General features: G+C 65.8%; 8 protein-coding genes. 3 read left to right on the top strand and 5 right to left on the bottom strand.

Going from position 1 to position 12,477, the window contains the following annotated elements; translation table 11 throughout:
• Positions 1-131: 131 nt before the first annotated feature.
• From LRP30_RS10660 to LRP30_RS10650, 3 genes are all read right to left on the bottom strand, one after another.
• Positions 132-719, bottom strand: coding sequence for a hypothetical protein (locus LRP30_RS10660; RefSeq protein ID WP_128935537.1), 588 nt, complete (start codon positions 717-719; stop codon positions 132-134).
• 114 nt (positions 720-833) lie between these two features.
• Positions 834-1,820 (bottom strand): MDR family oxidoreductase, encoded by a 987-nt coding sequence (locus tag LRP30_RS10655; protein ID WP_249760283.1) that lies wholly within the window; start codon positions 1,818-1,820, stop codon positions 834-836.
• A 41-nt stretch (positions 1,821-1,861) separates the two neighbouring features.
• Complete coding sequence (locus LRP30_RS10650; RefSeq protein WP_249760282.1) at positions 1,862-3,115, bottom strand: MFS transporter; 1,254 nt, start codon at positions 3,113-3,115, stop codon at positions 1,862-1,864.
• A gap of 340 nt (positions 3,116-3,455) precedes the next feature.
• On the opposite strand from LRP30_RS10650, the gene nadA reads away from it, so the two are divergent.
• The 3 genes from nadA (at position 3,456) to nadC (ending at position 7,261) form a co-directional block, all read left to right on the top strand.
• Entirely contained in the window at positions 3,456-4,586 is a 1,131-nt protein-coding gene (nadA, locus tag LRP30_RS10645) for a quinolinate synthase NadA (protein ID WP_249760281.1), read from the top strand.
• Between the two features lie 178 nt (positions 4,587-4,764).
• Positions 4,765-6,372, top strand: a complete 1,608-nt coding sequence (locus LRP30_RS10640) for an L-aspartate oxidase (protein WP_249760280.1) — start codon at positions 4,765-4,767, stop codon at positions 6,370-6,372.
• 10 nt (positions 6,373-6,382) lie between these two features.
• Positions 6,383-7,261: a carboxylating nicotinate-nucleotide diphosphorylase gene (gene nadC / locus LRP30_RS10635; protein ID WP_249760279.1), complete on the top strand. Its 879-nt coding sequence runs from the start codon at positions 6,383-6,385 to the stop codon at positions 7,259-7,261.
• A 125-nt stretch (positions 7,262-7,386) separates the two neighbouring features.
• Here the strand turns inward: nadC and LRP30_RS10630 are convergent, their stop codons facing one another.
• Positions 7,387-8,826 carry a cell wall hydrolase gene (locus LRP30_RS10630; protein ID WP_249760278.1) on the bottom strand — a complete coding sequence of 480 codons (1,440 nt, stop codon included), beginning with the start codon at positions 8,824-8,826 and terminating at the stop codon, positions 7,387-7,389.
• Positions 8,827-9,467: 641 nt separating this feature from the next.
• A complete protein-coding gene (gene ppdK / locus LRP30_RS10625; RefSeq protein ID WP_249760277.1) occupies positions 9,468-12,407 on the bottom strand; it encodes a pyruvate, phosphate dikinase in 2,940 nt (979 codons plus the stop codon).
• Positions 12,408-12,477: the final 70 nt, after the last annotated feature.

Raw genomic sequence — 12,477 nt, 5'->3', positions numbered from 1 at the left:
CGTACGCAAACTGGGACGCGAACAGCTACCAACGCATGAAAGCCGCCGTCCGTATGACTACGGCGCGGCGGCTTCGTGTTCGATAGGGATATTTCAACGACAAAGTGCGCGGCCTGCCCCACGCAGCCAGCTCACTGAGTCGAACGGCGCAGCTCCAACGGGGCCTCGGTCTTCGCGGGTTCCGACTTCACCGGCTCGAGGCGACCGCTCTCGACACGCGGCGTCTCGACCCGCGCGGCGACCTCTGTGTTGGGCGCGCCGATCGAACCTGTGCGCTCCGATGAGCGCAGCGAGCGCGGACGCGCGACGGCGCGCGCCATCAGCATCTGATTGCCGCCCTGATGGTGGAAGTCGCAATAGGCGAAGCCCATGCCCGACACCGAGCCGCGGAAGCTGCGTTCGTCGGTCTTTTCCAGGTTGAAACAGGGCTCGAACGGAATGCCCTTGATCGAGGCGCAGACGTTCTGGCCGCGAATCTGGAGCGTGTTGCCGGGCAGGCGGAGATGTTTCACCGGGCCTGCGCCGGAGAACTGCACCGCGCCGGCGGCGCCGAGGTCGTCGAGGATGCGGCCAGCACCGCGGGTGCCGTCGAAACAGGTGAAAGCAAACACCTTGCCGGCGACGAAGCGGCGCGCCTCGTCTGCATTCATGCTTCCGGCAATGGCCGGCGCAAACGTCGCTGCCGCCGTGACAGCCCCCAACACAATACGCGCAAGCATGCTCAACTCCGAACCAACCCCGCGGCGGGCGATGCCTTATCTCTCTTTACCCGCTGCTTACCATACTAACCATGGCAAGATTGGAGCAGGTTGGTTGGTAAAGTCTGAACGCCGTCAGACTATTTTTACCACGATGCGCCCGCGGACCGCGCCGGCCAGAATTTTCGCGCCCCAGTCGGACACCTCGGCAAGCGGAATTTCATGAGTGATTTCAGCTAGTTTCGTCCGGTCGAGATCGGACGCCAGGCGCTGCCAGGCGGCTTTCCGCGGCTCGATCGCGCACATCACCGAATCGATGCCGAGAAGGCACACTCCGCGCAAAATGAACGGCGCGACGGAAGATGGCAGGTCCATGCCGGCCGCCAGGCCGCACGCCGCTATCGCTCCACCGTATTTTGTCATCGACAGGAGGTTGGCGAGCGTGGTCGAGCCGACGCTATCGACGCCACCCGCCCAGCGCTCCTTGGCCAGCGGCTTCGCCGGTGCCGACAATTCGTTGCGGTCGATCACTTCGGCTGCGCCCAGGTGCTTCAGATAGTCTGCCTCCGAGGCCCGACCGGTCGAAGCGATGACGTGATAGCCGAGCTTCGACAGCACCGCGGTCGCAACCGAGCCGACGCCACCGGCGGCACCCGTCACCACCACCGGGCCACTCTTCGGCGAGATGCCGTGCTTCTCCAGCGCCAGGACGGACAGCATCGCGGTGAATCCGGCAGTGCCGATCGCCATGGCGTCGCGCGCCGACAGGCCCTGCGGTAGCGCGACCAGCCAGTCGCCCTTCACCCGCGCCTTCTCGGCATAGGCGCCGAGATGGGTTTCGCCCATGCCCCAGCCGGTGCAGACCACCTTGTCGCCCGCCTTCCACTGCGGGTGCGAGGACGCTTCAACCGTGCCGGCGAAATCGATGCCGGCGATCATCGGGAAGCGGCGCACCACCGGCGCCTTGCCGGTGAGCGCGAGGCCGTCCTTGTAGTTCAGCGTCGACCATTCCACACGCACGGTGACGTCGCCGTCCATCAGCTCGGCTTCGTCGAACTGCGTCAGCTGCGCGGTGGTGCCCTTGTCCGCCTTGTCGATCCGGATTGCCTTGAACGTGGCCACGACTGAACTCCCTGACTTGTTTGTCGGGAATGTTTAGCCGATCAGGCCGGCTGCGCAACCGCCCGTGCGACCGGTTTCTCCACGATCGGGAGATTGATCAGTGCGGAGAGCACGCCAAACAGGATCGAGAGCCACCAGATCGGCGTGTAGGAACCGAAGCGCTCGAACACGACGCCGCCGAGCCAGACACCGAGGAAGCCGCCGACCTGATGGCTGACGAAGGCAAAGCCATAGAGCGTTGCGAGCCAGCGCGTGCCGAACATCAGCGCCACCAACGCCGAGGTCGGCGGCACCGTCGACAGCCAGGTCAGGCCGGAGATCGCACCGAATGCGATCGCCGAGAACGGCGTGATCGGGAACGAGATGAAGGCGAGCGTCGCGAGCGCGCGCGTGAAATAGATCGTCGAGAGGATGTAGCGCTTGGGCACAGTGTTCTGGAGGTAGCCGACACTCAACGAGCCCATGATGTTGAACAGGCCGATCGCCGCGATCACCCAGCCGCCGGTTTGCGCCGAGATGCCGCGATCGACCAGGAAGGCCGGCAGATGCACCGTGATGAAGGCGAGCTGGAAGCCGCAGGTGAAGAAGCCGAGCACCAAGAGCACGTAGGAGCGGTGATCGAAGGCTTCCGCCAGCGCCCTGGTGAAGGTCTGCTCATCCGCAGGCGCCGCGGTCGCCGCGCTTGCGACCGGCGGCGTCGAGAGCGCCAGCGACAGCGGGATGATCAGCAGCATCAGGAAGCCGAACACGGAGAGCGCCTGCTGCCAGCCGAAATTGTCGATCAGCGCGACGCCGATCGGCGCGAACAGGAACTGTCCGAACGATCCCGCCGCGGTGCCGGCGCCGAGCGCAAGGCCGCGCTTCTCGGCCGGCAGGAGCTTGCTGAACGCCGACAGCACCAGATTGAACGAGCAACCGGCGAGGCCGAAGCCGATCATGACGCCGGCGCCGATGTCGAGCGACAGCGGGGTCGAGGAGTAGCGCATCAAGAGCAGGCCGCCGGCATAGAGCAGAGCGCCGACGCACATCACCCGGAACAGGCCGAAGCGATCGGCGACCGCGCCGGCGAGGGGCTGGCCCAAGCCCCACAGCAGGTTCTGCACGGCGATCGCGAGGCCGAACACGTCGCGGCCCCAGGCGAACTCATGACTCATCGGCTGCACGAAGAAGCCGAGCGCCGAGCGCGGACCGAAGCCGAGCATGCCGATCGCGCAGCCGCATAGAATGATGACGGCCGGGGTGCGCCAGGTCGAGGAACGTGAGACCGGAGCGAGCTCGCCTATCTGTGTCGACATGGTGTTCCTCGTCTGTCGTTGGCGGATTCGCAAATAGGAAGCCACGAGTCAGGTCGTTTAATGCATCTGCATGAAAATCCCAAGTCAAAAGCGGTTGCATTCCACGAGGAGCTGTCGCGAGAGCATTGCGTTTCACGCGGCCTCGCCCGGCTCACGCCGGGCGATTTGACGGGAATGTGTGCGATGGGGCCTAGCGATCTTCGGCGGAGCGTGTTATCTTAGATTTACTCACATTGAGCATATTTGAGCCTCGATGACATCCAGCTCCGGCCTTCGGCCGGATTACTCGGGCTCAAAATATACTCATATTGAGCATAATTGGCATGCAAGGGAGGCTTCGATGCCGATCACTGGAATCTACGGTCCCGACGACTTCGCCAACCGGCCGCACGGTCGAATCAATGGCCAAGTCAATGTCCAAGACATCAGCTCCCCTCGCGCCGCGCCCTCCCGAGCGGGATCCGCGCTGCCAATGCCCTCGCTGGACTGGACGCCCGAGGTCGAGCGCGCCACTGCATCCCTTTACGAACGCGTGAAGCACGTGATCCCGCCGATCGAGTGGCCGCTGCTAGCGCCGACCATCAAGGCGATCAACGAGCTGAAGCGCGCCCGGAACGCCGTGATCCTCGCGCATAACTACCAGGCGCCGGAGATCTTCCATTGCGTCGCCGACATCGGCGGCGACTCGCTCCAGCTCGCGGTCGAGGCGACCAAGGTGAAGGCCGACATCATCGTCCAGTGCGGCGTGCACTTCATGGCGGAAACGTCGAAGCTGCTCAACCCGGACAAGACGGTGCTGATCCCGGATTTACGGGCCGGCTGCTCGCTCGCCGCCAGTATTACCGGCGCAGACGTTCGCCTGCTCCGCGAAAGATTCCCCGGCGTGCCGGTCGTCGCCTATGTCAACACCTCAGCGGAGGTGAAGGCCGAGGTCGATATCTGCTGCACCTCGTCCAACGCGGTGCAGGTGGTCGAGAGCCTGAACGCGCCAAGCGTGATCTTCCTGCCCGACCGCTATCTCGCTACCTACGTGGCCTCCAAGACCGACGTGAAGATCATCGCCTGGAAGGGCGCCTGCGAGGTGCACGAGCGCTTCACCGGCGACGAGCTGCGCAACCTTCGCGATGGCGATCCGACGGTGCAGATCATCGCGCATCCCGAATGCCCGCCCGACGTGCTGGCGGAGGCCGATTTCACCGGCTCGACCGCGCACATGATCAACTGGGTGCGTAACAAGCGGCCGCGACGGCTGGTGATGATCACGGAGTGCTCGATGGCCGACAACGTGCGGGCGGAGCTGCCCGACGTGGAGATGCTGCGCCCCTGCAATCTCTGCCCGCACATGAAGCGCATCACGCTTGCCAACATCTTGGAAAGCCTGCGGACGCTCCGCGAGGAAGTGACGATCGACCCCGCGCTCGCGATGCGCGCACGGCACTCGGTCGAGCGGATGATCAATTTGAAGAATTAGCAACACACTCGGTGTCGTCCCGGCCTAGTGCGCGATTGCGCACGGGGGCCGGGACCCATAACCACCGAACGATGTGGTTTGCGAAGAACGTCGTTACAGAGCTTCGCAAAACAACAACCGCCGCGGCGTATGGGTCCCGGCTTTCGCCGGGACGACGGCGGAAAGCTTGGAGAGAACTATGACGAACACGATCCACAATCTCACCCGCGCCACCGACGACGTCGTCATCATCGGCGGCGGCCTCGCCGGACTGTTTTGCGCGCTGAAGCTCGCGCCGCGGCCGGTGACGTTGATCTCGGCGGCGCCGCTCGGACAGGGCGCATCATCGGCGTGGGCGCAAGGCGGCATCGCGGCGGCGGTGGCCGAAGGCGATACGCCGGAAGCGCATGCCGCGGATACGATTGCCGTCGGGGGCGGTCTCGTCGATGAAGCCGTTGCACTTGGCATCGCGCGGGAGGCGGCGCCGCGAATCCATGACCTTCTCGCCTATGGCGTCCCATTCGATCGCGACCTCGAAGGAAAGCTCGCAGTGGGACGCGAAGCCGCACACTCGGCCCGGCGCATCGTGCATGTGCGCGGCGATCGGGCCGGCGCCGCGATCATCGCAGCGCTGAGCGAGGCCGTGCGCCGCACGCCGTCGATCCGCATCATCGAAGGTCTCGTCGCCGAAGCACTGCTGAGCGAGGACGGCGCCGTCACGGGCCTCCAATTACGCGAGGCCGGCAATCCCGCTGCGCGGCCGATCATCCTCGCCTCGCGCGCGATCGTGCTGGCCACCGGCGGCCTCGGGCATCTCTATGCCGCCACCACCAATCCGCTCGAGGCCTGCGGCTCGGGCCTTGCGATCGCCGCTCGCGCCGGTGCCGTGATCGCCGATCCCGAATTCATGCAGTTCCATCCGACCGCCATCATGGTCGGGCGTGATCCGGCGCCGCTTGCGACCGAGGCGCTGCGCGGCGAAGGCGCGACGCTGATCAACCGCCACGGTGAGCGCTTCATGCCGGCGCGCCATCCGCTCGCCGAGCTCGCGCCGCGCGACATCGTGGCCCGCGGCGTCTTCGCCGAGATCGCGGCCGGGCGCGGCGCCTTCCTCGATGCGCGACAGGCGCTGGGGACGCGCTTCGCCGAAAAGTTTCCGACCGTGTATGCGAGCTGCATCGCCGCCGGAATCGATCCCGCGACAGAGGCGATCCCGATCGCGCCGGCCGCGCATTACCACATGGGCGGCATCGCAGTGGACGCGCGCGGCCGCAGCTCGATCGACGGGCTTTGGGCCGACGGCGAAGTGTCCTCCACCGGCGCGCATGGTGCCAATCGGCTGGCGTCGAATTCGCTGCTGGAGGCCGTGGTCTACGCCGCGCGCATCGCTGAGGACATCGACGGCTGCGCCGCCGCCGCGCCTGCCCGGCTTCCGGACGCGCTGGTGACGGCGCACGGCGGTGCGCCCGATGCTGCGGCCGTGAAGCGGCTGCGGGCGGTGATGACCGCACGCGTCGGCGTGATCCGCCACAGTGACGGGCTTGCCGAGGCCGTCCACAGCTTCGCTGCGCTCGAACGCGAGGCTACGAGCATCGCGCTACGCAACATGGCGACGTCCGCGTTGCTCGTCGCGGCCGCGGCCTGGAGCCGGCAGGAGAGCCGCGGCGCGCATTTCCGCTCCGACCATCCGGCGGAAGTCCCTGCCCTGGCGCAACGAACGATGACCACGCTCGCCGCAGTGCGCGAGGTGGCCGACGGCCTCGCCGATCACTCAATGCCGCACAGCGCGCAACCCATCATGGCCTGACGGAGTTCTCATGATCACCGCAACCTCACTGCTCTATCCCGACGCCTTTCTCTCGCCGCTCGCCATCGACGAGGCCGTGCAGCGCGCGCTCGACGAAGACCTCGGGCGCGCCGGCGACGTCACCTCGCTGGCGACGATTCCGGAAGCCACGACGGCGCAGGCGATCCTGGTCGCGCGCCAATCCGGCGTGATCGCCGGATTGCCGCTGGCGCTGGCGACGCTGCAAAAGCTCTCACCCGACATCGAGGTCCGCGCGCATATCCGCGACGCCGCGCGGGTTGCCCGCGGACAGCAGGTGTTGACGATCTCCGGGCCTGCGCGCGCCATTCTCGCGTCGGAGCGGACCGCGCTGAACTTCGTCGGCCGCCTGTCGGGCGTCGCGACACTGACGGCCGACTATGTCGCGCGCACCGAAGGCACGAAAATGCGCATCTGCTGCACGCGGAAGACCACGCCGGGATTGCGGGCGCTGGAGAAATATGCCGTGCGCTGCGGCGGCGGGTTCAATCACCGCTTCGGCCTCGACGATGCGATCCTGATCAAGGACAACCACATCGCGGTGGCCGGCGGCATCCGGCCCGTGCTGGAGCGCGCCCGCGCTCATGCCGGCCATCTCGTCAAGATCGAGATCGAAGTGGACACGCTTGCGCAACTGCGCGAGGTGCTGGCCACCGGACTGGCCGACGTGGTGCTGCTCGACAACATGGATACCGCGACGCTGCGCGAGGCGGTGAGGCTCACCGAGGGCCGCCTCAAACTGGAGGCGTCCGGCGGCGTCACGCTGGACTCGATCGCGGCGATCGCGGCCACCGGCGTCGACTACGCTTCCGCCGGTGCGCTGACGCATTCGGCGCCGAATTTCGACTGTGCGCTGGATATCGAGGCGTGATTGGAACACTAACGCCTCCACAACGCCATGGCCGGGCTTGTCCCGGCCATCCACGTCTTGCGGCACAGCGCGAAGAACGTGGATGCCCGGGACAAGCCCGGGCATGACGGTCTTTCGTGAAGGCGCTACCGCCGCTCGCCCATCTCCGCGGAACTCTTGGCTTCCTGCGCGAGCGCGGCGGAAAGCGCCGCGGTCTGCGCGGGCGTGCCCCAGCTCGGCTCCTCGCTGCCGTCGCCCCAGTTGCGCGGCCGATAGAAGGTGTGCACGCCGGTCTTGTACATCTTCTTCATCTCGGCGACCCAGGACGGGCGCACCCAATAGGCGTGGTAGTGCGTCGACTTGCCGACCTCGGGCAGCCAGATCTGGCCATCGAGCATCGCCTTCGAAATCTTCTTCGCGCGCTCCCACATCTCGGGCTCGCGGATCACGTCCGGATTGTTGTCGCAGGCAAAGGTGAACTGGCAGGCGAAATGGCGGTACTTGTTCTGGTAGACGACGCCGCACACGGTGTCGGGATATTTGCCGGAGAAGACGCGGTTCATCACCACCTGCGCCACCGCGATCTGGCCGCGCACGGCCTCACCGCGCGATTCGAAATAGACCGCTTCGGCGAGACACTTCTCGGACTTGGCGCGCGACTTGTCGTCGAGCGCGAGCCGCTCTGCCGGCGACCTGGCGCGCTGGTTGTCGGCGTTGACCTCGCCCTTCGGCGCGACGCTCTCACCGCTTTCGACGTCCTTGGCAATCTCCGCTGTCGGCGGCGACAGCGAGGCCGTCACCTTCATATCGGGATCAGGTATCACGATCAGCGGCTCGGCCCCGGGCTGCCAGCTCTCGATGCTTTCGAGATTGCCGCCGAGCGAGGAGCTGCCGAAGAACAGGTTCGACGTCTTGACGGTGAAGGGATCGCGCGCCGGCGCGGTGGCCTGCTTCGGCGCTTCCGGCGGCTGCACCGCAAACGCGCGCGCGCTATCGCTCGCCTGCGGCGCATTGGTATATTGCGGCAGCGGCGGCGCACGCAGCGCTTCCTGGAGCTCGGGATCGAGCGCGGCCGCGGACTCCGGCGACATCGGCTGCGGTAGCGTGGCGGTCTTGGCGCCGAACACGGAGCTGTTCGACGTCGCAGGATCTTCCTGCGCGGGCGCTGCCGGCGGCGCAGCCGCATCGGGAGACGTCGTCGGCGTCACGATCGCGAGACGATCACCCTTCATGGAGCGATCGACCCTGGGAAAATCGGCGGCCTGGTAGCGCGGCGGCGCCTGCAGCGCCGGATTGCGGCTGATCGCGCCGGTGACGTCGCGGCCATCGATGCTGGCGAGGCGAACCATCGCGCTCTGCGGAACCGAGGTGCCGATCGGCCGGGAAAAACTGTAGGTGGCGAGCTGGATCGAGGACGCCGCGGAATACACCTGCTTCTGCCACCGCTCGGCGACGCCGGGTTGGCGCGCCAGCAGCGAGGCAATGTCCTGATAGCCGGTCTCTCTCGGCATCAATGCGAAGATGCAGAGACCGATGCCGAAGGACGCGAACCGCGCGCCCTTCGGATGGTTACGCAACACTGACATCGATACGCTCACGCTACGCTTACGCCAGAACAATCGAACGGCAGTACGTCCGTGCAATTCGATCTTTATCGTAAGTATCTAATTTAGGTTGCCGGGGCGTTAATCGACGTGGCGCGCACGGCACACTCAAGCGAACACAGGTGTTTTCACGGAGTGATCGCGCGTGTTGGTAAATCCGAGCGAGGTGAAGCGGTAAATAATGGGTCAACGCATATGGTGAAGGAACTCTTGCACGCACGTATCATTACGGGACGTGTGGCGAGTTCCGTTGTTGGCGTTTGCGCAAAGCGTTTCCACATAACCGATGTCATGCCCGCGAAGGCGGGCATCCAGTACGCCGCGGCTTCTCGATTCAGACACTGCCGTCTCGGCGTACTGGATGCCCGGTCAAGCCGGGCGATGACACTGAGTGTGTGGCGCGAGGCACATGCAACACGATCGTCATTGCGAGGAGCACTTGCGACGAAGCAATCCAGAATCGCTCCGCGGAAAGATTCTGGATCGCTTCGCGGAGCCTGTCATCGGGCCGCGCTTCGCGCGGACCCGTTGGCTCGCAATGACGGTGTGGATACAGCACGGCGCAAAATGAAAGAGGCGGGGTTGGGCCCCGCCTCTTCGCATTCAACATTTGACCTCGTCGCTTACGCCTGGCTCGCGATCTCCTTGCCGAGCGCGGCTTGCGCCGCAGCGAGGCGGGCGATCGGTACGCGGTAGGGCGAGCAGGAGACGTAGTCGAGGCCGATCGTGTGGCAGAAGGCGACGGAAGCGGGATCGCCGCCGTGCTCGCCGCAGATGCCGACCTTGAGCGAGGACCGCGTCTTGCGGCCGCGCGCGACGCCGATCTTGACGAGCTCACCGACGCCTTCCTGGTCGAGCGCGATGAAGGGATCGACCGAGAGGATGCCCTTCGCAACGTAAGGACCGAGGAAGCTCGCCGCGTCGTCGCGGCTGATGCCGTATGTGGTCTGCGTGAGATCGTTGGTGCCGAACGAGAAGAACTCGGCGGACTGCGCGATCTCGGCCGCGAGCAGACAGGCGCGCGGCAGCTCGATCATGGTGCCGACCTGATAGGCGAGCTTCGTATTGGTCTCGCGCATCACCGCCTGCGCGGTGGCATCGATCCGCGCCTTGACGAGGTCAAGCTCGGCCTTGGTCGCGATCAGCGGCACCATTACCTCGAGACCGACGGCCTTGCCGGTGCGCTTCTGCGCCTCGACCGCCGCCTCGAAGATCGCACGCGCCTGCATCTCGGCGATTTCAGGATAGGCGATCGCGATGCGGCAGCCGCGGAAGCCGAGCATCGGGTTGAACTCTGAGAGCTCGCGGGCGCGGTCGGCGAGGCGCCGCGGGTCGGTGTTCATGGCGCGCGCCACTTCCTCGACCTCGGCATGGGTGTGCGGCAGGAATTCATGGAGGGGAGGATCCAAAAGCCGGATCGTGACGGGCAGGCCCTTCATGATCTCGAACAGCTCGACGAAGTCGGCGCGCTGCATCGGAAGCAGCTTTGCGAGCGCGGCACGGCGCGACTGCTCGTCTTCGGAGAGGATCATCTCGCGCACCGTGCGGATGCGCGTCTCCTCGAAGAACATGTGCTCCGTGCGGCACAGGCCAATACCTTCCGCGCCGAACTTGATCGCGGTGTGCGCGTCCTCCGGCGTATCGGCATTGACCCGCACGCCGATCTTGCGGACCTGGTCGGCCCAATTCATCAGCGTGCCGAACTCGCCGGACAGCTCCGGCTCGATCATCGGCATGCGGCCGGCGAGCACCTGGCCGAGCGAACCGTCGATGGTGATGACGTCGCCGGTCTTGAAGGTGCGCGAGCCGATGCTCATGGTGCCGCGGCCGTAATCGACGCGGATGGTGCCGCAGCCGGAGACGCAGGGCTTGCCCATGCCGCGCGCGACCACCGCCGCGTGCGAGGTCATGCCGCCGCGCGTGGTCAAGATGCCTTCGGCGGCATGCATGCCATGGATGTCTTCCGGGCTGGTCTCGATGCGGACCAGGATCACCTTGCGTCCGTCGGCCTGAAGCTTGGCCGCTTCATCCGAGGAGAACACAATCTCGCCGGAGGCAGCGCCGGGCGAGGCCGGCAGGCCGGTCGCGATCACGTCGCGCTTGGCATTGGGATCGATGGTCGGATGCAGGAGCTGATCGAGCGAAGCCGGATCGATCCGCGTCACCGCTTCCTTCTTCGAGATCAGGCCCTCATTGGCGAGCTCGACCGCGATGCGCAGCGCCGCTTTCGCGGTGCGCTTGCCGCCGCGGGTCTGGAGCATCCAGAGCTTGCCCTGCTCGACCGTGAACTCCATGTCCTGCATGTCGCGGTAGTGCTTCTCGAGCAGCGTGTAGATCCGCGTCAGCTCCTTGAAGGCCTCCGGCATCGCCGATTCCATCGACGCCTTGTCGGAGCCCGATTCCTTGCGTGCCTCCTCAGTGATGTCCTGCGGCGTGCGGATGCCCGCCACCACGTCCTCGCCTTGCGCGTTGATCAGGAACTCGCCGTAGAGCTTGCTCTCGCCGGTCGAGGGATTGCGCGTGAAGGCAACGCCCGTCGCCGAGGTCTCGCCCATGTTGCCGAACACCATGGCCTGCACGTTGACCGCGGTGCCCCAGGATTCCGGAATGTCGTGCAGCTTGCGGTAGGTCACCGCGCGCGTGTTCATCCAGGAGGAAAACACTGCGCCGATCGCGCCCCAGAGCTGGTCGTGCGGATCCTGCGGGAATTCCTTGCCGGTCTCGCGGGCGACCGCGTCCTTGTACTTGCCGACCAGCTCGACCCAGTCGTCGGCGGACAGATCGGTGTCGAGCGTATAGCCCTGGCTGTCTTTGAAGGTGTCGAGGATTTCCTCGAAATGATGATGCTCGAAGCCGAGCACCACGTCCGAATACATGGTGATGAAGCGGCGATAGCTGTCATAGGCGAAGCGACGGTCACCCGACAGCTCGGCCAGCGCTTCCACGGTCTGGTCGTTGAGGCCGAGATTGAGCACGGTGTCCATCATGCCCGGCATCGAGGCGCGCGCGCCGGAGCGCACGGAGACGAGCAGCGGGTTCTTGGTGTCGCCGAACACCTTGCCGGTCAACTTGCCGACATGATCCAGCGCCTTCTCAACCTGCGACTGCAGTTCCTTCGGATAGGTTTTGCCGTGTGCGTAGAAATAGGTGCAGACCGAGGCCGGGATGGTGAAGCCCGGAGGCACCGGCAGGCCCAGATTTGCCATCTCAGCGAGGTTGGCGCCCTTGCCGCCGAGCAGGTCACGCATTTCCGAGCGGCCCTCGGCCTTGCCGTCACCGAACGTGAACACCCATTTGCCGGCCTTGGCCGCTGCTGGCGCCGCCTTCGCGGGCGCAGCCTTCTTCGGTGCGGGCTTCGCAGCGACCTTCGGCAGAGCCGCCTTGGTCACGGCCTTTGCCGCCGGCTTGGCGGCGGACTTGGCAGCGGGCTTGGCGACCGGCTTCGGCGCTCTCTTGGCCAGCGCCTTGCGGGCCGGCGGCGCGGCCTTCGCCGCGGCGGAGGACTTTGATTTCGCTGGGATTTTCGCTGGCATTTTCTTCGGCTTCGAAGCGGCTTTGGCCATAGCTTGCACACAACCTGCGAGAGGAATGGGAAATCGCGGGCCTTACACCATTTTGGGCGGGCCCGCGCAA

It is taken from the genome of Bradyrhizobium sp. C-145, assembly GCF_023375135.1.
GTDB classification, from domain to species: domain Bacteria; phylum Pseudomonadota; class Alphaproteobacteria; order Rhizobiales; family Xanthobacteraceae; genus Bradyrhizobium; species Bradyrhizobium zhanjiangense.
Note: the sequence above shows the minus strand (reverse complement) of the source record. Positions and strands in the feature narration are given on the sequence as shown.